Source organism: Peribacillus sp. YIM B13472 (genome assembly GCF_042788005.1).
GTDB classification, from domain to species: Bacteria; Bacillota; Bacilli; order Bacillales; family DSM-1321; genus Peribacillus; species Peribacillus simplex_E.
This window is the reverse complement of the sequence record NZ_JBHZPG010000015.1, coordinates 68,017-94,787: the sequence shown is the minus strand read 5'-3', so window position 1 is coordinate 94,787 and position 26,771 is coordinate 68,017. Positions and strand designations below refer to the sequence as shown.

Annotated in this window: 21 protein-coding genes; 10 read left to right on the top strand and 11 right to left on the bottom strand. The window is 44.2% G+C overall.

The window, feature by feature from the left end; genetic code table 11:
• Positions 1-220: 220 nt before the first annotated feature.
• The gene (locus tag ACFX4I_RS13695) at positions 221-1,612 is read right to left on the bottom strand and encodes a hypothetical protein (RefSeq protein ID WP_230301060.1); all 1,392 of its coding nucleotides are present in this window, start codon (positions 1,610-1,612) and stop codon (positions 221-223) included.
• Between the two features lie 232 nt (positions 1,613-1,844).
• Between ACFX4I_RS13695 and ACFX4I_RS13690 the strand changes: the two genes are divergently transcribed.
• The gene (locus ACFX4I_RS13690) at positions 1,845-3,605 is read left to right on the top strand and encodes a hypothetical protein (protein WP_377421254.1); all 1,761 of its coding nucleotides are present in this window, start codon (positions 1,845-1,847) and stop codon (positions 3,603-3,605) included.
• A gap of 95 nt (positions 3,606-3,700) precedes the next feature.
• On the opposite strand, the gene ACFX4I_RS13685 is transcribed toward ACFX4I_RS13690, so the two are convergent.
• Both ACFX4I_RS13685 and ACFX4I_RS13680 read right to left on the bottom strand, forming a co-directional pair.
• Positions 3,701-4,396: an FHA domain-containing protein gene (locus ACFX4I_RS13685; RefSeq protein WP_377421252.1), complete on the bottom strand. Its 696-nt coding sequence runs from the start codon at positions 4,394-4,396 to the stop codon at positions 3,701-3,703.
• A 1,150-nt stretch (positions 4,397-5,546) separates the two neighbouring features.
• Positions 5,547-5,987 (bottom strand): SRPBCC family protein, encoded by a 441-nt coding sequence (locus ACFX4I_RS13680; protein ID WP_053347531.1) that lies wholly within the window; start codon positions 5,985-5,987, stop codon positions 5,547-5,549.
• A gap of 552 nt (positions 5,988-6,539) precedes the next feature.
• Here ACFX4I_RS13680 and ACFX4I_RS13675 point away from each other — a divergent pair.
• Positions 6,540-7,997 (top strand): protein adenylyltransferase SelO, encoded by a 1,458-nt coding sequence (locus ACFX4I_RS13675; protein ID WP_377421250.1) that lies wholly within the window; start codon positions 6,540-6,542, stop codon positions 7,995-7,997.
• A 91-nt stretch (positions 7,998-8,088) separates the two neighbouring features.
• Here the strand turns inward: ACFX4I_RS13675 and ACFX4I_RS13670 are convergent, their stop codons facing one another.
• A complete protein-coding gene (locus tag ACFX4I_RS13670; protein WP_377421248.1) occupies positions 8,089-8,517 on the bottom strand; it encodes a MarR family winged helix-turn-helix transcriptional regulator in 429 nt (142 codons plus the stop codon).
• Between the two features lie 120 nt (positions 8,518-8,637).
• Here ACFX4I_RS13670 and ACFX4I_RS13665 point away from each other — a divergent pair, with 120 nt between their 5' ends.
• Entirely contained in the window at positions 8,638-9,225 is a 588-nt protein-coding gene (locus tag ACFX4I_RS13665; RefSeq protein ID WP_377421246.1) for an NAD(P)H-dependent oxidoreductase, read from the top strand.
• 59 nt (positions 9,226-9,284) lie between these two features.
• On the opposite strand, the gene ACFX4I_RS13660 is transcribed toward ACFX4I_RS13665, so the two are convergent.
• The 7 genes from ACFX4I_RS13660 to nikC form a co-directional block, all read right to left on the bottom strand.
• The gene (locus ACFX4I_RS13660; RefSeq protein WP_377421244.1) at positions 9,285-10,610 is read right to left on the bottom strand and encodes a transporter; all 1,326 of its coding nucleotides are present in this window, start codon (positions 10,608-10,610) and stop codon (positions 9,285-9,287) included.
• Between the two features lie 3 nt (positions 10,611-10,613).
• The gene (locus tag ACFX4I_RS13655; RefSeq protein WP_230301053.1) at positions 10,614-11,312 is read right to left on the bottom strand and encodes a response regulator transcription factor; all 699 of its coding nucleotides are present in this window, start codon (positions 11,310-11,312) and stop codon (positions 10,614-10,616) included.
• The gene (locus tag ACFX4I_RS13650; protein ID WP_377421242.1) at positions 11,309-12,076 is read right to left on the bottom strand and encodes a sensor histidine kinase; all 768 of its coding nucleotides are present in this window, start codon (positions 12,074-12,076) and stop codon (positions 11,309-11,311) included. The genes ACFX4I_RS13655 and ACFX4I_RS13650 overlap by 4 nt, the downstream gene beginning before the upstream one ends.
• Before the next feature lie 88 nt (positions 12,077-12,164).
• Positions 12,165-13,154: an ABC transporter ATP-binding protein gene (locus ACFX4I_RS13645; RefSeq protein ID WP_283932160.1), complete on the bottom strand. Its 990-nt coding sequence runs from the start codon at positions 13,152-13,154 to the stop codon at positions 12,165-12,167.
• Entirely contained in the window at positions 13,154-14,173 is a 1,020-nt protein-coding gene (locus ACFX4I_RS13640) for an ABC transporter ATP-binding protein (RefSeq protein WP_377421240.1), read from the bottom strand. Before ACFX4I_RS13640 ends, ACFX4I_RS13645 begins: the two co-directional genes overlap by 1 nt.
• A gap of 12 nt (positions 14,174-14,185) precedes the next feature.
• Entirely contained in the window at positions 14,186-15,106 is a 921-nt protein-coding gene (nikB, locus tag ACFX4I_RS13635; protein WP_101224404.1) for a nickel ABC transporter permease, read from the bottom strand.
• Positions 15,107-15,118: 12 nt separating this feature from the next.
• The gene (gene nikC, locus ACFX4I_RS13630; RefSeq protein WP_309519089.1) at positions 15,119-16,003 is read right to left on the bottom strand and encodes a nickel transporter permease; all 885 of its coding nucleotides are present in this window, start codon (positions 16,001-16,003) and stop codon (positions 15,119-15,121) included.
• Between the two features lie 228 nt (positions 16,004-16,231).
• Between nikC and ACFX4I_RS13625 the strand changes: the two genes are divergently transcribed.
• The 7 genes from ACFX4I_RS13625 to ACFX4I_RS13595 all read left to right on the top strand — a co-directional run bounded on the left by ACFX4I_RS13625 (position 16,232) and on the right by ACFX4I_RS13595 (position 26,623).
• Positions 16,232-17,788, top strand: a complete 1,557-nt coding sequence (locus ACFX4I_RS13625) for a glutathione ABC transporter substrate-binding protein (RefSeq protein WP_377421238.1) — start codon at positions 16,232-16,234, stop codon at positions 17,786-17,788.
• Between the two features lie 65 nt (positions 17,789-17,853).
• A complete protein-coding gene (locus tag ACFX4I_RS13620; RefSeq protein ID WP_230301050.1) occupies positions 17,854-19,368 on the top strand; it encodes an amidohydrolase family protein in 1,515 nt (504 codons plus the stop codon).
• On the top strand, positions 19,365-20,864 hold the full coding sequence (locus ACFX4I_RS13615) for an amidohydrolase family protein (protein ID WP_377421236.1): 1,500 nt from the start codon (positions 19,365-19,367) through the stop codon (positions 20,862-20,864). Before ACFX4I_RS13620 ends, ACFX4I_RS13615 begins: the two co-directional genes overlap by 4 nt.
• 100 nt (positions 20,865-20,964) lie before the next feature.
• Entirely contained in the window at positions 20,965-22,530 is a 1,566-nt protein-coding gene (locus ACFX4I_RS13610) for a glutathione ABC transporter substrate-binding protein (RefSeq protein WP_377421234.1), read from the top strand.
• 294 nt (positions 22,531-22,824) lie between these two features.
• Complete coding sequence (locus tag ACFX4I_RS13605; protein ID WP_377421232.1) at positions 22,825-24,072, top strand: amidohydrolase family protein; 1,248 nt, start codon at positions 22,825-22,827, stop codon at positions 24,070-24,072.
• 24 nt (positions 24,073-24,096) lie between these two features.
• Complete coding sequence (locus tag ACFX4I_RS13600) at positions 24,097-25,347, top strand: amidohydrolase family protein (RefSeq protein WP_377421230.1); 1,251 nt, start codon at positions 24,097-24,099, stop codon at positions 25,345-25,347.
• Positions 25,348-25,375: 28 nt separating this feature from the next.
• Positions 25,376-26,623 carry an amidohydrolase gene (locus tag ACFX4I_RS13595; RefSeq protein WP_377421228.1) on the top strand — a complete coding sequence of 416 codons (1,248 nt, stop codon included), beginning with the start codon at positions 25,376-25,378 and terminating at the stop codon, positions 26,621-26,623.
• Positions 26,624-26,771 lie beyond the last annotated feature (148 nt).

The window sequence follows — 26,771 nt, the reverse complement described above, 5'->3', positions numbered from 1 at the left end:
CTAAGGCCTGTTGTCAAAACAATCTGCTGACCAAGTTCCCTTATCCACAAGACCATTATGCAACACACGAATTCAGAGGAGAAATCCACAGAGGGCCATCCCAAAACCACAATCGTCATTCTGCAATTCACAGTCGGCTTTCGTTACAAGCAAAAAAAAGAGAACGGATCCGTTCTCTTGGAAAACAAATGACATATTAAAAGGCTTAAACCGTCTGATTTTAAGAGGAAATGGAGAGAAAGTCGAGACGCTCCTTTTGGATTGCAAAATAGGATTGGAGGGTTTCCTTTTTCTTAGTGAGAGGGAAGTTCCGGACAGCCGGGGCAACTGCATGATTGCCGAATTTAAGAAGCAAGGTCAACAGCCTGTCCAACTGGTCATATGTATCGTTTCTAATGCGCACCATATATTCGGCCGCGGCCTGCTTATCAGCATCGGTACTTTTCCTTTTTCCTTCTGCCCGGAATTCTTCTGTCACTGTCTTTACACGGGAAATGAGCCATGTTTCGCACCAGTCGTTCAGCACATGACGGATGAAGTCTGCTTGATGGTACTTTTGGAGAATGGGCTTGATATGTTCAGCCATTTCCAAATCATTCACTTCCCGGCAGAGAGCTTTCTCGGAGATGTTTCTATGAAAATGAACGCGTTCCAACAGGCTTTTGATAGATTCTGCCTGGTGGGCAAACTTGACCATCTGTTCCAATGTTTCATTGTAAATGATCTTGCTTAAATAAGCAGAGGCTTGTTTTGGGGCAAGAAGTAAGTGCTCATTGGCAGGAATCGCCTGGCCAAATTTCTTAAGAGAATGAGAATAGACGAAACGGGCTAACTTCTGCAGTTCCTTTTGGATATCATTGGAGATGTTTGTCGTTTCCTGCAGAAATGAACGGAAAATATATTTGCCTACCCGTTCCAATTCCCTGCATACAGAATCATTGATATGCCCAAGGTAGCCAGAGTTAAAAATCGTTCTCCGCAACCATGTCCGTTCCGCCCTATTTTCCTTATACTGCTCCAAGACGCCTTCGGTAAAGGTGAATACCAGAACTTCTTTCTTTGAAAAAGCCCTGCTTGCAAAAGAAATCGTCACTAAATGGCCTAATGCGTCATGGATGGCATCGACTGCATCCAATAAGCGCTTCCTCGTGAATGGCGAGTTGGAATCAGGAACGATTTCATTATAATCGAATAGAACTTCTTCAGACTTCAAAACAGACATTCGGAAAGCGCCCATAAGCAGCAGCCGTTTTCCATGAATCGTTAAGGTTTTGAAGGCATCGCAATAAAAGAAACGGTATTTCTTGCAATAACGGTCCGTCTTCCTGTTATAGCCAAGATTACTTGCAGGGCCAAGGTTAAACTTATATAAAATATCTTCACCTTGATGAACAGGCACAAACACTTTTTTTAGTGATCCTTGTGGTGCGGTGAATTTATTGATGATCTGCCTTAAGTACTTTTCTGTCGTTCCGACTCCTCGGGCCATCATATGAAGCGGGCTCTGGATGACCCCGTCCCAATCACTGTGGAGCAAGGCGTACAAACACGTATCGAATTCAGTGGAAGATACATTTCTTAATAGGTATTGGTAAGTTTCTTCATAAATCATAAGGCTTCGCCCCCTTTGGCATCCATCCTTTTCTAGAGTCTATATAAACATTGAATCGGAAAAAGTAGCATCGGTGGAGCAAATAGTTTTGACGTAATTTCGCTAGATTTAAAAAATAGTAAATTAGTTGCACGAAAGTGGTAAAATGGGTAAATAGGAACATACATGACAAGGAGAGATTTTTCAAACCATGATACTTTCACTACTCGGTTTCATCTTAAAAGGAATTTTAATGAAAATACCATTTGCCATATTGGGACTTTCCTTGATTCCGCAGAGATGGACAAACGCCATCACCAAAAAAGATATACCTTTTTTCATTGAACAAGTGCTGAGACTTTTAGTTTCTGCTGCCATACTGTTTTTCGTTATCGATATCATGCTGCTGGATCTCACTGCCGCTGCATTCTTTTCAAGTTTTGCCATTATTCTGGGGCTCATTCTCATCATCGATTCAAGCATGTATATGTACAGTGCCAGTGAATCTTCAAGCACCCGACGGAATCGGAGGGGAAATGAAGCGGCAAAGCAGCCAAAAACACCTTGGAACGTACACTTCAACAGTTTGATGGGTGTCGTTTTGATTGCCGCATGGATCATCATGCTGTTCTACCCGCTCACTTTTGCCGCAGATCTGCATGGATTGGCGAAGGTCGATAAGAAAAAAGAGCTGGAAGAAGTTCAAGATATAAAAACCATGCCGCTCGTTACAGTGAAAATGGCTGACGCAAAAGGCGATGCAGCGATTAATAAAATAGAAAATGCATCATATTTCACTGAAGGCGAATACCGTCTGACCAATATCAATGATGAATTGGCTTATACATCCCCCATTGAAATGGACGGGTTTTTAAAAGCCGGGAAAGCGGAATACACGCCAGGTTATAATCTGATTTCCGCCGTATCGACGGATAAAGGGGCAAGTACTGTCAAAGGGAAGATGCTGTATGCTCCATCACAGTACCTTGATCATGATTTGGAAAGGACCATCCGCAAGGCATATCCGAATAAAATCATCCATGATTCATATTTGGAACCGAATGAAGATGGAAAGCCCTTTTTCGTAGCTTCAGTCGGACATTATTTGAAATACCGCAGCGGTCCCGTGGTGGACGGGGTGGTATTGGTGAATCCGGAAACGGGTGACACGAAATACTATCCAAAAGGAAAAGAACCTAAATGGGTAGATCGGACATTCACATTGGAAACAGCCCTGGAATATTGGACTTACTGGGGAAAATATATTCACGGGTGGAAAAACCAGTCCCTGATTGGACCGAAGAAAGATGTCCTGATTCCTAATGAGGATAATATGCAGGTTACGTTTAACGAAAAAGGCGAATTGATTTATGTAGTGGACTTTACCCGGGCTAAATCAAAAGGCAACTCCAAAACCCTTGTAGGTTATGGTGTTTTCAATGCCAAAACCGGTGAAATGACGTACTACAAAGGCGTCACGTCCGTTCTGACCGGAAAGGAAGCAAAATCCAACGCCAATGCGAGTGAGTTTTTGTCCAAATATCCAGGCTGGAAAGCCACTAATGGAATTTTCTATACGATTTACGGTGCTCCCACATATGTGATTCCGGTTACAAAGGGCAGCAAGTTCCAAGGTGTGGCGATCGTTTATGCCAATAGCGATAATCCCCAAGTGGTCTTTGGGAAAACGAAAGACGAAGCTTTCCGCAATTATAAAAAGCTGATTGCCTCATTAGGGAAAGTAAGCGGTGTGACGCCTCAAAAAGGATTTGAGATGAAAGAAATAAAGGGGAAGGTAAAGAGGATCAATGATGCCAATCTCTCGAATGGATACGTATTCCATTTGATCGTTGAAGGCAATGCCAAGAGGTTCTCGGTGGACCCAGGAGTCAATGCGCTATCTGATATTGTGTTGACGAATGTAGGAGACCGGGTTGTGCTGAAGGTGATGGATATGGAAGAAGACATCGTTCCAGTTGATGAATTCACTAATCTTGATTTGCCAAAGAAATGATAATGGACCGTGGACATATACACTTGCCAGCTCCAATATAAACATGAAAAAAGCATTGTTTTCAACAATGCTTTTTTCATGTTTTCGAATGATTGTCATGATAAGTCCGATAAATTGAATGAATGGATGGATTTCATATAATATCCCTTTTGAATGACGGCCTTTATCGCAAAGTGCCCATTTAACCGTTTCCGCACGCGGTACAGAAGTGAAGCGATTTCCTCTGCCGTCACAATTTGCTCGGGATCTCCGACTCGCTCTGGCCAGACTTGCTGGACAATTTCTTCCTTTGAAATAAGATTGTCCAAATTTTCATATAGCAGCTTAAAGCAATTGAATTCCTTGGTCGGCATTTTAATGGGTGCTTCTTCATTGATGATCACGGTCTGAAGGTGCTCATTGATAGCGACGGTTTGCAGGAATTCCGGGTTCACGGGCGTGAAATCCATTGTTAAATCGTTGTCGATGGAGATCATGAATTCAATCAATCCATTGACCAAAGTAATCGAATCCCCGGGTTCAATGTGACAGGGATTGCCCGGTACAAGCGGCATCTGGTTCACGGAGGTGCCGTGTTTACTTGCCAAATCCTCAATGAGGAGCTGCCCTTCCTCCATATAAATCCGGCAATGTTCCCTGGAAACAAAGTCATTGTAAAGCCTGAAATCAGCATTGGAGTGCTGGCTTGCCCGGCCGATCAGCAGGCTTTTCCCTTCATATACATAGGCGAATTCCTCGGTTTGGCCTTTGTGCATGGTCCTCAATACAACCTTGAAAGTTTTATAGATCATTCACTTCATACCCCTTAAAAAATCTGAAAATTTAAATTATTTTCATGAATTTATCATTTTGGCTACATGGCTGTTTAGTGGGTTCAATTTTATAATTATAAATTATCAGTCGCTTACTTACTAACGAAAAATGAAAAAAATCCAAATTAGGCACACAGCCATTATAACAAAGAGGAACAAAGGATGAAGAAGAAACTCTATTTTTGCTGATGTTCGCTGACTGTGAGAGAAGTGCTTCCTCAAAGCCGGCCAGGCAGCACCGGAAGAAGTTTGCGATGAAAATGTACCTTACGCTTGTGGAAAAGGAGTTGACCAAAGGTGAGTATGTGGAGAGATAGGATAAATGCCTTCAGCATCCTGCTGATGATCATTAGTATGATCGTATATATTATTTTTCCCCAGCCCTTTACCCTCATTCTGTACTGTATATTTGGCATTGCCTTTATCAGCCTGACTTTACTGAATTAAGCATATCCTTGAATGGAAGAGGGATTCGGGAGACAAAGTAGGAAGAAAGAAGACAGGAAAAAGGTGGGGAGGCATTCTGAAAACATGAATCCTCCACACGATTAGCATGTTTCTGTTCACCTGTTTGGGAAAATCATAGATGATATAAAAAGCCTGCCGAATCAATGGCAGGCTTCAGACTGTAGATAAATTCGAAGAAAGCGAGTTTACCTGCAGTTTTTTTAAATAAAAAACGTGCCAGTTGATTTCAGAAATCTTCTCCCTCTCCGCCGACTGTCTGCCAAGATTCTTCAAAGCAAGCGTCTGTGGGGTCTCGTTTAGGCAGTTATTCGGCAGGAGTGTTAATTTCTTCAATCCAATGAGGGTTTTATTTATATAAAAAAGTAAAAAACATGAAGGATAACCAAGTCTACTTTAAAATCATGGTTCGGGATGGGAGTTATTCTTTTTAGATAAGTATGAGATTTTCAAACAAGCTTGATAATTTTTGTGATCCTTATGCCATAGCACCCGATCTGGAATATTGAAAAAAAGAGGCCATCCTTTTTTGGACAGCCCCCTTTCCGCTAATTATAAAATTTCTAGTAGAAATCTATATCATTACATTGGTCACTTCAGAATGTTACCATCTATACTTCAGAGAAGGTATCTCCAAAATGAATTGGCTTTCAATCTTTGAAAACTAGGAGAATACTGCAATTTTACGTGCGATAGATTCTGTTAAACGAGATGCTACTTTTGGAACAGCCCATTTAATAATTGGCGTTAACACTGCACCGGATAATCCGCCTGCATGGATTTCCACTGTACAAGTCATTATTGTTTTACCATTAACATCTTCTGCAGTAAAGTGACCGCTTCCTGTAAAATTATCTGATAAACCTTTTAGTTCAAACTTAATATTTGAAGGTTCATTCCATTCGGTAATATCTACCTGCGCTTGTATTGTTTTTTTAATGCCTTTCACACTACCCTCAAATGTCCAAATAGATTGCTTGTCATTTATGATTTCATGTTCTTTATAGGCTGGTACTGTCGTTGCCCATTTTTCGAGATCACTGACATAATCCCAAACTGCTTGTACATCCACTGGAACTACTACAGTATGCGTTCCCGTTGCCATTACGATCCCCACCTTCATTATGTATGAATTGTAACTTTACATTTATACAAAATAATTATTACATAAAAAAGCATAAACTTACATCACTAATTATACCTAGCTTTCCTTCTTCCAATCCCCCAATTATTTTTAGAATCAAAATTTTCCAATCGGTCATTTGTAGTACGAAAAAAGGATAGGAAAAGCAGTATCTCTGCTTATCTATCCTTTTATATTCCTTGAATATAATGTATGACATTATATTTAAACATTTAGTTTTAGGATGTTCTGACTATTTTCTTGACTTTTAATATAACATTAAGGGTGACTGCTTTTTTTCATTCTAAGAGACCGATGAGGATATTGGCGCTTTACACAATCGTTTTATGAAATCCTGGGAGTTGTCATGGATTTAACGCTACTTTAAAAGAGCCATTTTAATGCAGAGACGGTATAATTAATTGGCAGAAGTAGACATTAATATGGACTGCAACTGAGTTTTATCACGTGTATTAACTGAATCTTGAGCGAAAGAATCTTTATAAAAAAGTCAAAATAAGAAAAGGAGAAACCATGACTAATGAAACAGGATGGAATTTAGACAATAGCTACGCACGTCTACCGGAAAAGTTTTTCACGAGCACGAACCCGACTCCTGTACGTTCACCGGAGTTGGTCATTCTCAATGAGAGTTTGGCGGATTCTCTTGGTTTGGACGTGAAGTCGCTGCAAAGCGAGGATGGTGTGGCGGTGTTTGCCGGAAACGAGATCCCGGAAGGTGCTTCGCCTCTTGCCCAAGCATATGCTGGGCATCAATTCGGTCATTTTAACATGTTAGGGGACGGCCGGGCGGTATTGCTTGGCGAGCAGGTGTTGCCAGAAGGCGGGAGGGTCGATATCCAGCTGAAGGGTCCAGGAAGAACGCCATATTCCCGCGGTGGCGATGGCCGGGCTGCACTTGGACCGATGCTGCGCGAATACATCATCAGCGAGGCGATGCACGGGCTCGGCATTCCTACCACCCGAAGTCTGGCAGTGGTGACGACCGGTGAAACGGTGATCCGTGAAACAGGGCTGCCCGGTGCCATCATGACCCGTGTGGCTTCGAGTCATCTTCGTGTCGGAACTTTTCAATTTGCTGCAAAATGGGGCACGATCGAGGAACTACGGACACTTGCCGATTATGCCATTGAGCGTCATTTTCCAGACATTGAAGCAGATGAAAGCCGTTATCTTTCACTGCTGCAGGAAGTGGTCAAGCGTCAGGCTGAGCTCATTGCCCAATGGCAGCTGGTCGGCTTCATTCATGGAGTGATGAACACCGACAATATGACGATCAGCGGGGAAACCATCGATTATGGCCCTTGCGCCTTCATGGATGCCTATGACCCTGCAACCGTATTCAGTTCAATTGATAGGCAAGGCCGCTATGCCTATGGAAACCAGCCGGTAATTGGGGGCTGGAATCTTGCACGGTTCGCTGAATCCCTATTGCCGCTGTTGCATGATGACGAGGATCAGGCCGTTACACTGGCCCAAGATAAGATTTCCGTTTTTAATGATCTGTATCACTCCAATTGGTTAGCGGGAATGAGGGAGAAACTGGGGATATTCAACGAAGAGACTCAGGATGAAGCCCTTATTAATGGCATCCTCAGTATGATGAAGAAGCATGGTGCCGACTATACCAATACTTTCCGAGCTCTGACCTTTGATAAAATGGAGGATACGGTCCTTTTCGGGACACCGGAATTCGCCCAGTGGCAGGAGCTTTGGCAGGCGAGGCTAGGGAGGCAGAAGGAATCGAAAGAGTCTTCGAATCAGTTGATGCAGAACAGCAATCCTGCAGTGATTCCGCGGAACCACCGGGTGGAAGAGGCGTTGGAGGCGGCAGTGGAACAAGAGGACTACAGCGTGATGGAACGGCTGTTGGATGTTCTTGCAAATCCTTATGCACACTGCGAAAAACAAGCAGAATACGCCGCACTGCCTGAGTCAACAAAACCTTACCGGACTTTTTGCGGTACCTGATCATAAAACATGCATGGAGATAATATAAGAGCTCCCGCGATTGAAGTCGATTCTTCGTCAACTTCAATTGCGGGAGCCCTTTTTGTGTTCATCAGTAAAAAAGTTTTGTTTGAAGAATGTCCAGGGCACGGTCAATCTCCGCTAAATCTTCCTTTGATGCATGTTGCAGCCGGCTTTGGAAACGGGATTCCACGATTGCAAAAGCCTCTTTCATCATCATTTCCCCTTCTTTGGAGAGGCGGATGTATTGTTTCCGTCTATCTCCCGAATCACTTATTTTTTCAATTAAATTCTTTTCGCTTAATTTTTTCAGTTCACGGCTCGTGTTAGGCATGGAGATATGATGACAGTCACTGATTTCACTTGGTGTGACAGGCTGACTGACGGTTATATATTCAAGAATTTTATATTGTACCGGCGTGATGGAATCGGATTTGGCGTTTTGTGTCAATTCGTGTGTCACTTGATGTACGGAAGTTGTAAATGTGACCATTTTTTCAAAAAGCGCTTTTTTGTCCATAACTTTCACCTCTTACTGAGAAGATATCAAAAATATTATCAAAATACAATTATCATTTGACAATAAAAAAGATGGTGTTATATGATTGTTATCAAATGATAAGTAAATAGGGGGTGCGTCATGAACATGCTGGTCATCTACACATATCCAAATCATAAAAGCCTAAGCCATGCTTTTTTAGAAAAAGTCGTCAAAGGAAGTAAGGAGAACCCGAACATAAAGGGGCTGCAGGTCTTGGATTTATATGAAGAGGGCTTCAATCCGCTCTTGGAGTTCAATGAGCATAAACGAAGGCGTGATATGCATCGTGATCCTCAGTTTGAAAAATATAGAAAACAAATTATTTGGGCCGACAAGATTGTCTTTGTCTATCCGATCTGGTGGGGGAGGCCACCGGCCATGCTGATGGGATACATCGATCAATTATTTTCTGCGAATTTTGCCTACAGGGATAAAAAGGGCTTGTTCCCGGAAGGCCTTCTGAAAGGAAAGTCGGTCGTATGTGTGTCCACGATGAAGGGACCTGCAAAGTATCCGCTTCTCTGGTTGAATGATGCGCATAAAATATTGATGAAAAGAGCACTATTCAATTTTGTCGGGATCAAGAAGGTGAAGTTTTTCGAATTCGGTAATATGGAAAGCCCAAAGGGGAAACAAACGCAAAAGCTAGAAAAGGTTTATCGGTATTTCAGGAAGGTGGCTAGCTAAGTTTTTACGAGATTAAAGAAGAAACCCCATTCATGCATAATGAATGGGGTTGGCCGTATTCATCGTTTTGTTTTCACGATCCTCCATTTGTTCTTGATGAGCGTAAGGAGCGTACAAATCACTAGGATCGTCAATGAAGCCAATCCGCTGAACCATATGCTTTGGAATTCACTTACATAAGGCTTGATGATGTATGAAGTCAAAATGGCCAGGACCGCGCTTATCGGTATGTAATCAGGGACTTTCCCTTTGCTGAATACGATAACCAGGATTGGGGCCAGCAATGCCGAATATATATTGCCTGAATAAAATAAGAGCTCTAATAGGTTTGGGGAATAGAAGAGTGTAGCAACGAAAACCAATCCTCCAATACAGATTGAAAGCAGGCAGGCCATCCTTATTTTTTGCTGGTCGCTTTTTTTTGTTTGCAATGGTTCAAGAATATTGGCTACGATCAGGCTTACCAATGAATGCAGGCAGGCACCGAATGTTGAGGTGATTGCACTGAAAGCGCAGAGCACAAAAAGGATGAAAAAGAATGGTGTCGTTATTTTGTTTGCCAATCCAGCCAGGATCGAGTGTATATCAGTGAAGCCGCCCGTAAAGATAACCATGATGAACAGGGATGAAAAGGAGAGCGGGAATATGATCCAGATAAGGCCGGACAAAGAGAATGTTAAGGGAACCTTTTTCATTTCCATCATGAATAATCGCTGCCATGATGTCAGGTCAAAGAAAAACTGGCCGAACCCGACAAGAAGTCCTGCAAAAAGAAAACTCCATAGATCATACTTATTGATTACGAGCATGTATGGATGGTATAAACGAATCCCATCATAAACGGGCTGAATCCCTTCTTTGACGAAAAAGTATAAAGGAATCAAGATAACTGCGGCAAACATGGATATGACCTGAAAAGCGGCGAATCCATGAATGAGCTTTAACCCGCCGAATCCAGCATAAAGGACACAGAAAGCGAAAAAAAAGAACAGCCCGACATAAAGCGGCGTATCGAAAAGAAACTGACATAGGGTGGACGCGGCCATTCCCTGAATGAATAAAATGTGTAAGCTGGTTATGACCAGAATCACGATCAATATCCAATATCCGAGGGGATGGAGCCGGGCTTTTAAATAGTCCCCGATGGTCAAGCCCACGGGGAAATCCTGCCGGACCCTCTTTCCGATGAAGCTGAACATGAACAGGGCGATAGCTCCCATCAGGGCGTATCCGATCCCGCCGAAAACTCCATACTTCACCATCGATTCGGGGGAGGATAATATCGTGGTTCCTGTCACCCAGCGTGCCAGGAGGGAGATGATCCCTAATCCCATCCCGATTTGAATGGGGCCTTGTACGTATTCTTGAAATGTACGTGATCGCAATGTTCATTTTCCTTTCTCGCGGAACTCCTTGGGCGTAATTCCCTCTATCTTCCGGAATAAAGTGCTGAAATAATGCTGGCTATTGAAACCCGAGTTTTCAGCGACGTCTGATATGCTCCAGCTGGTGTTATTGGTTAAGGCCCTTTTAGCGGCCTTTATTCTATAGTGCATTAAATATTCCGAAAAGGAAGTGCCGACTTCTTCATGGAATTTCCTGCTTAAATAAGTCGGATTGGTATGCACTTCGCGAGCGATGTCCGAAAGGGAAAGTTTTTCGGCATAATTTTCATGAATGAATGAAAGCGAATGGTGAATAAGGGTTGAATAGTTATGAGAAGATTCCCTTTTGTCATACTTGGCCAGGACTTTATGCAAATCACTTTCTATGACAGGTTTCGTTAAATAATCAACCACGCCTATCCTTATGGATTGCTGGGCATAATCGAAGCTTTGATGCGCGGTCACCATGATGATTTCGACTTCTTTGTTAAGCGCCCTTAGGTCTTCACCAAATTCAAGACCCGATCGCCCCGGCAGATTAATATCCAGGAAAGCGAGGTTGATATTATGATTTTGGTTGAGGGTCAGTGCCTGACAGGCATCAGCAGCTTTGTGAAACTTCCAAAAAGGGTATATGGACTGAATCATATATTCCATTTGTTCAAGGACCAATGGTTCGTCATCAACTAATAATACATTCATTCCGGCTCCGCCTCCTCCAATTTCTTATCAAAAACCAGTGGCCATGATACCTCTACCTTAGTTCCCGATTCATTAGATGCTATATTCAATTGTGCACGGTCATTAAAATACAAATATAAACGTTTTTGGATATTATCCAGGCCATGGCCGCCTTCGTCCGTAACGGAAGATTCATTTCCCATTAATCCATTATCCGCCACTACCAGATATACCATCTGCGAATCCAGATAGAACCGGATATGCAGCAGGGCTTCACCCACTTTTTTTTCCAAACCGTGTTTAAACGAATTCTCCACCAATGTCTGGAGAATGAAGGGTGGGACCAGTGCGATTGATAATGGTTCCGGGCATTCCATGTCAATCTTGAGCCGATCACCGAAGCGAAGGGTCTGGATGTCGAGATAATGCTGGGTATACTGGATTTCCTGGGAAAGGGGGATCAACGGTTCTGATGCTTTATATTTGAATTTCAGGAATTGTGAAAATGCCTCTAAGGCACGTATCAATTCAGCCGTCCTGTTCAGGCGGGCCAAGCCCAGTATGACATTCAGTGTATTGAACAAAAAGTGTGGCTGGATTTGCTGGTTCAATTTATTATACTGTGCTTCTTGCAGTGCTTGCTCCAGGCGGATCTCTTTGTTTTTATTTTCAAGAAGGTCGATCCTTTTCTCGAATATGAATAGAAATAAAAGAGCGATAGCTCCCATGATGGGAGCTAAAATGAAGAGCATGATAATTAATGTGAATCCTTCGTAACTTAGCATGGAGAACCTCTGCTGGTTATATTTTTAAATAACTTGAATTATTCTGTTTATTAGTATCATACTAAAGACCCCTTCAGAAATCTACAGGTTATGACACAATGTGACAAGCCACTTGATGATTTTGTGCCGATCTTTTTAGTTCAGGCAGCTGTGTTTTGCAAATATCCTGTACAAAAGGGCACCGTGTATGGAAGCGGCAGCCGCTTGGAGGATCGATGGGTGAGGGGACATCACCCGTCAATAGGATCCGTTCTCTTTCATGCACAGGATTCGGTACTGGGATGGCCGATAGCAATGCCCTTGTATATGGATGCTGCGGCTGTTCGAAAATGGACTTTTTATCGGCTATTTCGACTATCTTTCCGAGATACATGACCATTACCCGATCCGAGATATGCCTGACCACGCCTAAATCATGTGAGATGAAAAGAAAGGTAAGGTCGAACTGGCGCTGTAAGGATTTTAATAAATTCAGCACTTGCGCTTGAATGGAGACATCCAGTGCAGATACAGCTTCGTCACATATGATCAATTTTGGGTCCACTGCAAGAGCCCGCGCAATGCCGATCCGCTGTCTCTGGCCGCCGCTGAATTCATGCGGGTATCTTTCCATGGATTCCGGTCTCAGCCCGACATGTCCCAATAATTCTTCAATCCGGCTCTTTCGGTTTTCTTTAGGTACTACATTTTGGATGGCCAATGCTTCTCCGAGAATTTGGCCGATCGTCTGTCTCGGATTAAGGGAGGCAAATGGATCTTGAAAAATGACTTGCAGATCCTTCCTGGTGCGCCTCATTTCTTTTTTCCCCAAGCTGAGTAAATCCTTATCCTGAAAGTGAATGCTCCCGCTTGTTGGTTCATCCAATCGAAGGATGGCCCTTCCGGTAGTCGATTTTCCGCAGCCGGATTCGCCGACGATGCTTAAGGTCTCGCCCTGATGGATATCGAAGGTAATGTCATCAACGGCTTTTACATGATTGATGGTTCTTCCGAAAAATCCGCCCTTGATCGGAAAGTATTGTTTCAATTGATCCACTTTAAGCAGAACCTTTTTCTCTGCAGCTGGTACACCCATCATTAAATTCCCACCTTCTCTTGGTCATATTCCTTCTCCCATTGGGGGGTGAACATCCAGCAGCTGACCTCGGTGCTTGGACCGATAGCCTGGAGATCCGGTACTGCCTGTTCACAAATGCCCCTCGCATGTGCGCAGCGGGGAGCGAAGCTGCAGCCCTTGGGCATGTTGTAAGGGCTTGGAACGGTCCCGGGGATTGTAGTCAGTTCTTCCTGGTCCATGTCCAGACGCGGAAGGGAGTTCAATAAGCCAATGGTGTAGGGATGTTTTGGGTTTGTGAATATTTCCTTGGCCAAAGTGTATTCGACGATTTTTCCTGCGTACATGACGGCAACCCGGTCACAGGTTTCATATACGACACCCAAATCATGAGTGATCAAAATGACAGCCGTCCCGAAATCCTTTTGCAGCGTCTTGATCAGTTCGAGGATTTGGGCTTGGATCGTCACATCCAGTGCTGTTGTAGGTTCATCCGCTATTAAAACTTCAGGGTGGCAGGCAAGTGCCATGGCAATCATGACCCTTTGCCTCATTCCGCCGCTTAGCTCATGCGGCTCCTGTTTTGCCCTTTTTTCGGGTGAGGGGATGCCGACGAGCCGAAGCATGTCGACCGCTTTATTCCATGCTTCCTTTTTTCCCAGTTTTTGATGGAGCCGGATCGCTTCTGCAATTTGTTCGCCCGCTGGATATACGGGATTCAATGATGTCATCGGCTCCTGAAATATCATCGAAATTTCATTCCCGCGTATGGACCGCATCTGTTTTTCAGACTTCGTAAGCAAATCCTCCCCTTTAAAAAGGATGCTGCCACCGGCAATCTTGCCGGGTGGCGATGGAATGAGCCTTAACAATGATAGTGATGTTATGCTTTTCCCGCTTCCCGACTCTCCGACGATTCCGAGCGTTTCCCCTTTATTGAGGGAGAAACTAATTCCATTGACTGCCTTACTCGTTCCTTCATCAGTGAAAAAGTGGGTCTGCAGGTTTTTTACCTCCAGTATTTTATCATCATCCTGTTTCATCATCATACCTCCTTAGTTCAAGTCTATTCTTTTGTTAAAGTATCGATAGAGGACATCCACTGCTAAATTCATGAATACGAAGATAACGGAAGCGATGAGGACCCCGCCTTGGACCATCGGCAAATCCCTCGTTCTGATTGCATCGACTATCAATCTCCCAAGTCCATTGATGGCAAAAACGGACTCTGTCAATACCGTACCGCCAAGGAGTGCACCGAACTGGAGGCCAACTACGGTAATGACGGGGATAAGCGCATTTTTCAGACCGTGTTTATAAATGATGATATATTCTTTTAATCCCTTGGCTCTCGCGGTCCGGATGTAGTCCTGGCGAACGACTTCAAGCATGCTCGACCTGGTCATCCTTGCTACAATGGCCGCACCGCCAGCCCCAAGGGTTATGGCTGGGAGAACCATGTGGCTGAAAGTTCCCCAACCTGAAACTGGAAACAAATGAAGGTTCACGGAAAAGAAGTAGATAAGCATGAGGCCCAGCCAAAAACTAGGTAACGAGATTCCCAGTAAAGCAACGATCATGATGGAAATGTCAGCTGCCGAATATTGCTTGGTAGCCGAGATGATTCCTGCGATCATTCCAAGCACGACGGTTATGAAAATGCTGGCAAGTGCCAGTTCAAGGGTGATGGGCAAGCGGACCATGATTTCGTCCAAAACAGGGCGACTGCTGCGGAGTGATTCCCCGAAGTCACCTTGAACGGCATGAAGGACATAGTCAACGTACTGATAGAGGATTGGACGATCCAAGCCAAGCTCATGCCGCAGCGATTCAATTGTTTCTTTAGTTGCTCCTTCACCTGCAAGCAGTGTTGCCGGGTCTCCCGGGACCATTTGCATGATGAGGAAAACAACAAGACTTACTCCCAGTAAAACCGGTATGGTTTGAAGTACCCGTCGGATAATAAATACGAACATTTTCTCTCCTCCTTATTTTTTCATTCTTGGATCCAGGGCATCTCTAAGTCCATCCCCGAAGATGTTGAAACCAAGTACCAGTGTAGATATCGCTATCCCCGGAAACAAAGCGATGTGTGGGGCGCTGAACAAATAATCCCGACCGCTGCTCAGCATCGCTCCCCATTCTGGCGAGGGCGGCTGGGCTCCCAGTCCCAGAAATGATAATCCGGCTGCTGACAGAATGGCCGTTGCCAGACGTAATGTGGCTTGAACGATGACAGGTGATAGAATATTCGGAAAAATATGCTTGCATATGATCCTGAAGTCAGTGGCTCCCAATGCACGAATGGCATCGATATATTCCAGCTTCCTTACTGACAATGTGGAACCGCGTACAATTCGGGCAAACATAGGTATGGAGAAGACGCCGACCGCTACCATTACATTGATTAAACTTGGACCAAGTGCACTGATGATGGCAAGAGCAAGCAATATTCCCGGGAAAGCCAGCAGAACATCGACAATCCTCATAATGACGGTATCGATCCATTTTCCGTAATAACCAGCTGTTAACCCGAGGAGTATGCCAATGAACGCCCCGAAGAATACAGAGACAAACCCGACCGTTAATGAAAGCCTTGTCCCATATAATAGCCTGCTTAAAATATCCCTTCCCTTATCATCCGTACCCATCAAATGTTCGGCTGACGGAGGCTGGAGTTTGTTGACTAAATCAATTTCATAGGGATCCTGCGGTGAGATCAAAGGTGCAAAGATAGCCAATAGAATATAAAAAAGTACGATGTACCCGCCTATCAATGCCAATTTATTTCGCTTGAATTTTTTATAAAAGGCTTTCCAGTGTCTTAGTTTCGGAGATTTTCTTTCGTTTACATTCAATTCGGTATTATTCATTACGACCTCTGGCTTCATTGGACTTCCTCCTTTTCTTTCATTCAATTTATTCAAAAAAGGTATTGAAGTAAATATGATGCGGAAAAGCAGTAAAGATAATTAAAAAATGAGTAAAGATTCTGAAAATATAAAATCCGGTTTTTTTTTATAATTTACAGTAAGCCCGATGTACTCATAGCTGAAAGTTACTTGGAGAAACAAAGGCAGGATGAAAAGGGAGGAAATAGAATGAGAAAAGGTATGATTGGGTTGCTTTTTGCCTCTTTATTAGGCATCTCATCCGTTTTATCAGGGTGTGCAACAGAACAAACCGGCAGCAAGGAAACAGAGGAAAAAGCGAAAGAAGGAGGAACGCTGATCGTCGCGCGATTATCTGACGCGACCACCTTGGACCCTCATTTCATAACAGACATTCCATCTGCAAACGTCATTTATGAAAAGGTTTATCAAACATTGGTCGTTCCTGACAAAAACATGAATCCTAAACCGCTGCTCGCAAAAGAGTGGAAACAACTGGATGATGTCACTTGGGAGTTTAAATTGCAGAAGGGAGTCAAATTCCATGATGGAGCTCCATTCAATGCCGAAGCGGTGAAAACCAATTTCGAAAGGATACTGGACCCGGCAACAGCTTCGCCGCAGGCTGGTAAATTGGAAATGATCAAAGAAATTAAAGTCGTTGACGAAACGACCGTACAATTCAAGCTGAAATATCCTTATGCTCCGTTGTTATCGATTTTAGTGAGTAATGAAGGAAGCATCATCAGCCCTAAAGCGATTAAGGAAAATAGTGACAAATTGGCTCAAAATCCTGTTGGGACAGGGCCATTTGTTTTTAAATCGTGGAAGCCTGGTGAAGAAATCACACTTTCGAAAAACAAGGACTATTGGGGGGATAAGCCTAAGATCGATGGCGTGGTATTCAAGGTTGTCCCTGAAGATGCCACGAGGATTGCGATGATTGAAACGGGTGAAGCACATGTGACTGATCAAGTGCCAGTGACGGAGATTGATAGGATCGAAGCGTCGGGCACGATGGATTTATATCGCACGGAGGGACTTGCCGTTGAATACTTAAGCTTCAATGTTAAGAAAAAACCTTTTGATGATGTACGGGTCCGTAAGGCGGTCGCTCATGCCATCGAGGTCGATTCCATTATCAAAGGGGTTTATAACGACGTCGGTACGAGGGCAAATTCAACAATGAGCCCAAAGGTGTTTGGTTATGATCCGGATATAAAAGGCTACGACTACGATATTAATGAATCGAAGAAGCTCTTGACTGAAGCGGGGGTCAAGGATGGTTTGGAGTTTACACTGACGACGAGTGATCGTAAGGAAAGGATCAATATGGCCGAGGTGATTCAATCCCAATTAAAAGGAATTGGAATCAAGGTCAAGATTCAAGTCCTTGAGTATGGGGCTTACATTGACGCGACAGCCAAGGGTGAGCACCAGGTAGCTATAGGCGGCTGGGGCAATGCTACCGGGGATGGGGATTATAATCAATTCAATCTTTTCAATAGCAAATCCCAAGGCGCTGCGGGAAATAGTTCATTCTACAGCAACTCGGAAGTGGATAAATTGATTGAAAATGCACGTGAAGAATCGGATGGCGATAAACGTAAGGAACTATATTCCAAGGCACAAGCAATTGAAAGGGAAGAAGTTCCATATGTTCCTATCCGTAACTATGAACACTTGGCCGTATATGGCGGGACGGTTAAAGGACTTTGGCTGAATCCCGCAAATTATTTAATGCTTGATGACGTAACCGTGAAGTAGGAATTCATCACAAAAGGAAGGCAGCATAAGGATGTTATGCTGTCTTCTCAATTAGGAGGGGAAATATGATAGATTTACTGCTAATCCATGGGACCGTGATAACCATGGATCAAAACCGGAGAATTCTGCCGGATGGCGCCGTCGCCATACATCAAGGAAGGATTTTAGCCGTTGATTCAAGCGAAAAACTAAAATTGAAGTATGAGGCTGTAAAAGTCATCGATTGCAGCCATCAATGCATATTGCCGGGATTGATAGATGTTCATGGGCATGGGGGACATTCCATGTTCAAAACGATCGCAATGGAGAATATTGACTTTTGGATGCCCATCATGACGAATGCGTACAAGCATTTTGTTACAGATGACTTTTGGTATTACGAAGGAAAGCTATCCTCTCTTGAGAGATTAAAGGCGGGCGTGACAACTGGGGTGAGCGTGTTAGGCTCCATGCCGCGGTCCGATGAACCGATTTTTGCCATCAATCATGCAAAAGCATACGCTGAAGTGGGGATCAGGGAAGTGGTATGCACGGGTCCTTGCAACCCTCCGTGGCCCCATTCATTCAGCCGGTGGATTGACGGAAAGAGAGTGGAAAAGGAAGTTTCGTATGAAGAAGTGTTACAGGGGGCGGAAGCTGTAATCGAGGCGCTGAACCATGCGAATGAAGACCGTACGAGAGCCTTCATTACACCATTTGTCATCGTGACATCCGTGGATCCCTCCAATCCCACATCTCCTGACAGGCTTTATGGGCTGACTGATCATGATCTTTATCAAGCGAAGAAAATAAGGGAGATTGCCAGGAAATATAACACACGCATTCACTCTGATGCCTTTGGCGGGATGATTCATTTAGCGGTACAGGATAAGGAAAATGCCCTATTGGGTCCAGATGTCCATTTACAGCACTGTCGGGGCATTTCCTTCGATGAGGCAAGAATACTGGCAGAAACAGGTACCAACGTCAGTGCATCACCTGGGTTTGGCCAGGTTCATGCCCGAACCCCTATAACTGAATTATTGGAGATGGGTGCAACTGTGGCAATCTCCACGGATGGGACTTCCCCTTCCACAAGTTTCGATATGTTTCAGGCAATGAGGAAAACACAGTTTGTTCACCAGGCAGCGCTTAGGGACTACTATTATTTACCACCAGGCAAGCTGTTGGAAATGATCACGATAGATGCTGCGAAATGCATTGGCTGGGATGATGAAATAGGCTCCCTTGAGATCGGGAAAAAAGCGGATGTCATTACGGTCAATCTGCATCAGCCTCATCTGACCCCTGAATTCATGCATGTACACCGGCTTGTATTTCAAGCAGTGGCGAATGATGTGGAGCATGTCATTGTGGATGGGAAATTGATCATGGAAGGGAGGAATGTACGGACGGTCCATGAAAGTACAGTGCTTGATGAAGCGAATGAGGAGGCCTTTTCAACGATAAAGCGTGCGGGGCTCGAAAAGTATATGCAACCGACGAAATATTTCTGGGGCCATGCCAGGGCATATGTAGATGAAAAGCGATATGACGAAGGAGAAGACGCTGCCGCGATGGTGAAAGGGGGAATAAGATGAAAACCATGCTTAAAGGAAGATATGTAATTGGATATGATGGATGCGATCATGTCATTTTGGAAAACGCGGAAATCATTTATGAAAAAGACACGATTCTGTATGTCGGAAAAAATTATCCAGAAGAAGTGGACGAGGTAATGGATGCCGGTAACGCCATTATCAGTCCCGGGTTCATAGATTTAAATGCATTAGGGGACATTGACCATGATATTTTACATTTTGAAGCCGATGCCGACAGACAGAAAAACCTTCTCTGGTCAGAGAATTATATAAAAAGCGGACATCCTGAATTAATGACCGAGGAAGAAGAAGCTTTTAAATCACTATATGCTTATTCACAACTCATTCTTCATGGCGTGACGACGGCGATGCCCATTACTTCCGTTTTTTATAAAAGCTGGGCTGAAACCTATGATGAATTGGCAGTTGCGGCAGAACATGCAGCTGGATTGGGATTAAGGATTTACCTTGGCCCGAGTTTCCAATCAGGAATGAGAGTCGTCCAGCCTAACGGGAATATTAAACTGCATTGGGATGAAAAAGCCGGGGAAGCGGGATTACGGAAAACGGTCGAGTTTGTAGAAAAATTCGATGGAGCATATGAAGGCATGGTCAGAGGGATGCTTGCCCCAGAACGTATAGAGTCCCAAACGGCAGATCAATTAAAACAGATTAAATATTACAGCGAAAAATTGGACGTACCGATAAAGCTGCATGCTGCACAAGGAAGTTTTGAATTCAACACCATCTGGAAAGCCCATCAAGTTACACCGATCAGATATTTGTACGATCTTGGCTTTCTCGGTCCAAGAACAGGGATCCCGCATGCCCACTTTGTTTCAGGATATAGTAAAGCGGAATATGGACAGGGTGATGACTTGGCGCTGCTTGCTGAAACGAATACAACGGTGATTCATTGCCCTCTGATCATCGGAAGGCATGGGGAGGCGCTGGAATCTTTTGCTAAATATAAACGGGCTGGGATCAATATAGCCCTTGGAACGGACACATTCCCTCCTGATATGTTCCAGAACGTCAGGACAGGCAGCATGCTCTCACGGATGGTGGAAGGAGAAACGGAAGGCTCTGTCTATGCCGATTTCTTTCGGTCAGCCACACTTGATGCGGCCGCCTTTCTTGGCAGGAACGATTTAGGACGCATCGCAGCGGGGGCCAAGGCGGATATCATCGCGATTGACTTGGACAGTTTTCATATGGGGGTAATCGATGATCCCATTCGAAGCATGTTCGTAAGCGGGTCTGGAAGGGACGTTAAATTATCCATCATAAATGGAAAAGTAGTCATGAAGAATCAAATAATCCCCAATCTGGATTTAACGGAAATCAAGTATAAGGGACAACAATATTTTAAGAAGATGAGAAGAGGATATATGGAAAGGGATTATCAGGAGCTTCCCGAGAAAGAATTGTTTAAGCCATCATTCAAGGTCGTGGAATCGATAAGCGATACGGAAGCAATTTATGACAACAAGTAAAGAAAATGAAAAACATAGTAAAGATATTCGAAAAAAGTAGTCAGAATATTTCCTATAATTAGATAAATGTTCAAAAAATGAAATTGGGAGGTAGAAGACCATGGGGTTAAAACGTGGGACAGGTAGGCTTTTTCTAGTCATGATCATGGCAATCATCATTACGGGCTGTTCTTCTAACAATGACGTAAACACAACGGCAAGTGATCCGAACCGGGCATCAAACGAAGGGGGTACATTGGTCATTGCCCGCTTATCCGACGCTGAGAATTTGGATCAGCAGTTCATGTCCACGATTAACGCCGCTAGCGTCACTCACCATAAAGTCTATGAAGGTCTTGTACAACGGGATGAGAATAGTGAGATACAGCCAATGCTAGCAGAAAAATGGAAGCAAATAAATGACACGACCTGGGAATTCAAGCTTAGGGAAGATGTAAAGTTTCATGATGGCACGCCATTTAATGCAGACGCAGTAAAAAAGACGTTTGATCGACTATTGAATCCGTTGGTCGCTTCTCCCAGGGCGGTAGTGTTCGAAATGGTAAAAGAGGTGAAACCGGTTGATGAATTTACCGTGCAATTCATTTTAAAGGAACCATTTTCCCCTCTCCTTTCCATATTGGCGAATCACGAAGGCGGAATCATCAGTCCGAAAACGATTGAAAAGTATGGCAAAAAGATTATCCAGGAACCGAATGGAACCGGTCCTTTCGTTTTTGATTCATGGTCCCCAGGCCAGGAAATCACATTGACGAAAAACGACAGCTATTGGGGGGACGAGCCAAAAGTGGACAAGGTCATCTTCAAGGTCGTCCCGGAAGACTCCACGAGGATATCGATGATTGAAACCGGTGAAGCGCAAATCGCTGAGCCTCTTCCTGTAGCTGTCATGGACCAGGTTGAATCTTCACCGGCAATGGATGTTTACCGCAGTGAAGGGTATGGTACCGAATATTTAGGGTTCAATGTCAATAAAGAACCGTTCAATGATGTAAGGGTCCGTAAAGCCATCGCCCATGCCATTGAAATGGACTCGATCATCAAGGGTGTCTTTAATAATGTGGGAGTGAAGGCGAACTCCTTGATGGGCTCTAAAGTATTCGGTTACAACGAAGATCTCGAAGCCTATGATTACAACCTGAAGGAAGCGAAGAAACTGATGGCCGAAGCTGGATATTCAGAAGGCTTGGATGCAACCATCCTGACAATGGACAGTAAAGAAAGAGTTAACTTGGCCGAGGTCCTGCAATCCCAACTAAAAGGTATCGGGATCAATTTGAAGGTACAGGTGATGGAGTACGGTTCGTTCGTGGAACAAGTGAATAATGGGCAATCGGAAATGTTCATCATCAGTTGGAGAAACGCGACCGGGGATGCTGATTATAATCAATATAATCTATTTCATACGGAATCACAGGGAGCGGCAGGAAATACATTCTTTTACAGCAATCAAAAGGTTGATCGTTTAATAGATGCCGCCAGGAAGGAAAAAGAAGAAGGGAAACGCAAAGAACTATACGCAGAGGCACAGGAAATCGAGATGGGTGACACCCCGTATATTCCTGTAAGAGTCATAGAAAATGTTGCTGCAGTCGCTAAAGAAGTAAAAGGATTTTCAATCAGCCCTTCAGGCTATCTGGAAATAAATGAAGTAACGATAAAGTGATGGGGAGATAAGAAGAAAGGGTTCATCCATTAGGGTGAGCCTTTTCGTTTGTAGACGAAAGGGAGCGGATTTCTGAAATCAGCTGGAACGTTTTTTAAAAAATTTCAGGCAGAATGAGTTTTCATAGAGTTGTCTACAGTCTGAAAGGATTCATCCATTAAGGGGAGCTTTTTTTCTTTGCCGCAATAAGTAAAAATAACATAAAAATGAGTAAAAATTCTGAAATTATTTGTTGATTTTTAGAACTATAATGAAAGTGATGCATATTCAATCTGGAGTGGAAGGGTGAGTTTAATGTCTCAATCGTATTGGTTGACGAATGTACGCTTGGAAAATGGGTTTACTTATAATGAAAATGAAACGATCACCGGCACTGAAACCGGAAATTACCACATCAAGATTGAAAACGGAAAAATATCCTCCATTTTATTGGCGAAGGAAGCGATAACGGATCAGGATCCACAGCATGATGTTCACGGTCTCCTGATGGTCCCCTCGTTTAAGGAAATGCATATCCACATTGATAAAACCTATTATGGCGGTCCGTGGAAGGCTTGCATGCCTGCCATTAATGGCGTGAAAACCCGGATAGAAGAAGAGCAGGTCTTACTGCCAGAATTATTGCCTACCGCTAAAGTAAGAGCGGAAAAAATGCTCGATTTATTATTGGACTTCGGATCTACCCATATACGCACACATTGCAACATTGACCCCGTTATAGGTCTGAAAAACTTAGAAGCCACTATTCAGGCACTGGAAGGATATAAGGATAAATTGACGTATGAAATCGTCGCATTCCCACAGCATGGACTATTACGCAGCAATTCCGTCGGTTTGATAAGGGAGGCCATGAAGAATGGCGCGAATCTGGTAGGAGGCGTGGATCCCGCCACCATTGATGAAAATATAGAGCGATCACTTGAAACGATCATGGATATCGCGGTTGAATACAATTCGGATATCGATGTCCATTTACATGATCCGGATCACCTTGGACTCTTCACCATGCAGCGCCTCGCTTCACTGACGGAAGATGCAGGCTGGCAAGGAAGGGTAACGGTAAGCCACGCAAGCGGTTTGGCAGATCTTTCAGTCCCGGAGGCAACGGGCATAGCCGAAAGGTTTTCGGAAACAGGAATATCGATTACATCCACAGTGCCGATCTTCAGAACGATCCCCATCCCCCTGCTCCATGAAAAAGGGGTGAAAGTCGAATTGGGTAATGACAGCATCACTGATCATTGGACACCCTTTGGCATCGGGGACAATCTGGAGAAGGCCGGCCGCCTTGCCGAGAGGTTTCGCATGATTGAAGAACGTTCCTTAGCGCAAAGCCTGCAATTCATAACAGGAGGGAAGACCCCATTAAACCAAGACGGGGTCAAGGCATGGCCTAATGTCGGTGATGAGGCGAATATCGTGTTGCTTGAAGCGAGTTGTTCTGCGGAAGCGGTGGCTAGAAGGGCAAAGCGTGCCGCTGTCATCTTCAGGGGCAATGTTGTTAGCGGATCTATTTCATCTTTTGAGACGACAGGTGTTTAATCTTCTTTTAAAGAGAGTGATTTGATGAATGAAGCATACTGGCTTACAAACGTTACACTTGATAGTGGTTTTGTTTTTGAGAATGAACGAATTGATAGGACGAAGACAGCTGCATACAACATGTATATAAAAAATGGGATCATAAAGGAATTGCAATTGGCTTCAAGTATGCCTTTGAAAACGGATGATCCTGTTCACGACGCGGGAAAGCTGCTTGCACTTCCTCCTTTTAAGGAGATGCATAACCATCTTGACAAGACTTATTTAGGACTGCCATGGAAATCATGCACTCCGGTTCCGAATTTAATCGAACGCTTAAAGTTAGAAGCAAAAGAGCTTGCTGAACTGGCTGAAACCGGTCGGCTCCGGGCTGAACGGATGCTTCAACTATTGTTAAGCGGCGGGGCGACGCATGTAAGGACGCATGTTAACATCGATCCATACATCGGTATGAAGAACTTGGAAGAGATTCAAAGTGCATTATATCGTTTCAAAGGGAAAATGACATACGAGATCGTGGCTTTCCCGCAGCATGGACTGCTAAGAACGAATTCAAAAGGGTTGATGAGACAAGCGATGAAAGAAGGGGCGTCCTTAGTGGGCGGCCTGGATCCTGGCGGCGTGGATAATAATATAGAAGCTTCCCTATTTGAAATGGTCGATTTGGCCGTTGAATTTGATGCAGATATTGATATTCATATACATGATCCCGGTCATCTAGGTTTATATACGATCAAGAAACTGGCTTCTTTGATCGATGAAGCAGGGTGGAAAAACAGAGCGGCCATCAGTCATGCTTTTGCACTTGGTGATGTTTCAATAGGAGAATCAAATGAACTGGCCAGTGAATTATCAAACCAGGGGGTAGCCATCATGTCTACAGTTCCGATCAACAGGGTCATTCCCCCGATTGATTCACTGCATGAAAAAGGTGTCCATGTTGCTCTCGGATGCGATGGCTTTTATGACTCCTGGTCCCCGTTCGGTACAGGAGATATGCTGGAAAAGGCAGGACGATTGGCCGAGAGGTACAACTGGAAGGACGAGTATGCATTGTCCCAATCGCTCCAATTCATTACGGGAGGGGTCAAGACACTGGACCCTGAAGGAAATCGTTTATGGCCGAAAGTGGGAAATGACGCAAGCATGGTTTTTGTGGATGCATCATGTGCTAGCGAGGCAGTTGCCAGGAGATCGAAGCGTGCTGCGGTTATGGTCAATGGAAATCTGGTTTACGGCGGACTCGATCGCGAATCTGCCTTGAAGTCGAATTGAAGGACTATTTCAAGAGGGGATGAAGGGCATGAATACAATCTATTGGTTAAAGAATGTTCGTTTGGAATGTGGTTACCGGAAAGAGAATGAAAGAGTTACAGGAACGATGACCGGTCTATTTCATCTGTTGATGGAGGATGGAAGGATCACGAAGATTGTCAAAGACGGGGAAGCCATACATGAAGATTTACCGGTGGAAGATGCAAAAGGATTGCTGGCGTTACCATCCTTCATCGAAAAGCATGTTCATCTTGATAAGACACTGATGGGGGATATTTGGAGAGCGTGCACTCCTTCTTCAAGTGTCATTGAACGCTTTGAAAATGAGAAGAGGGTTCTACCTTCCATTGCAACAAGCACATGTAAACGTGCTGAATCTTTACTGGAAATCCTTTTAGCTTCTGGCTCCACACATGTACGGACTCATGTTGATATCTACCCGGAAGTGGGATTGCAAAACTTAGAGCAGGTACAACAGGCGCATGCTGGCTATTCTAATAGACTCAGTTCAGAAATCGTCGCATTTGCGCAGCATGGATTATTGCGGTCCGGTTCTGTCAAGCTTGTCAGGGAGGCATTGCGAAACGGAGCAGGAATCGTCGGGGCGGTGGATCCAGCCACAGTCGATAACAATATTGAGGCATCGCTGGTTCAATTGATGGATTTAGCAGTGGAAGCGAACGCTGATGTGGACTTGCATTTGCATGATCCAGGCCATCTGGGCACGTTCACCATGAAACGTTTGGCAGCACTGACCAAGCAGGCGGGCTGGGAAGGCAGGGTAGCATTAAGCCATGCTTTCGGTATCGGGGACGTATCCAAGGAAGAAGCCTATGATCTAGCTGACATTCTTAGGGATGCGGGGATTTCCATCGTCACCAGTGTCCCTATTAACAGGCAGATGCCCCCTGTCGAATTATTACATGAAAGAGGGGTTGAAGTATCAGTAGGAAATGATAATATCTTTGATGTATGGTCCCCTCTTGGGAATGGTGACATCTTGGAGAGAGCAGGAAGGCTCGCAGAACGTTTCAAATGGATTGATGAAGTCTCACTTTCCCGAACACTCGGGTATATAACCGGCGGAAAAACCCCATTGGACGAAAAGGGTAACCACGTATGGCCGAAAGCGGGAGATGCCGCAAGTCTGGTGTTAATTGACGCAAGCTGTTCTGCAGAGGCAGTTGCCAGGCGTTCTGAACGTAAAGCGGTCATTTACAAGGGAAACTTAGTTTCCGGTTCACTATATAAACAAAAGCAGTCAATTGAACGGTAAGACTAATCGAAAAAGGATTTCTGGATACTTCCGGATTTCCTTTTTCGTTTTGGGTATGGAACGGCTTCCGCTTCCGTGTACTTTTACTTACTTATGTTATATGCTGTGAAGTGATTTTTTTCTATATTGGTTAGCCCTCCCAAGTCAT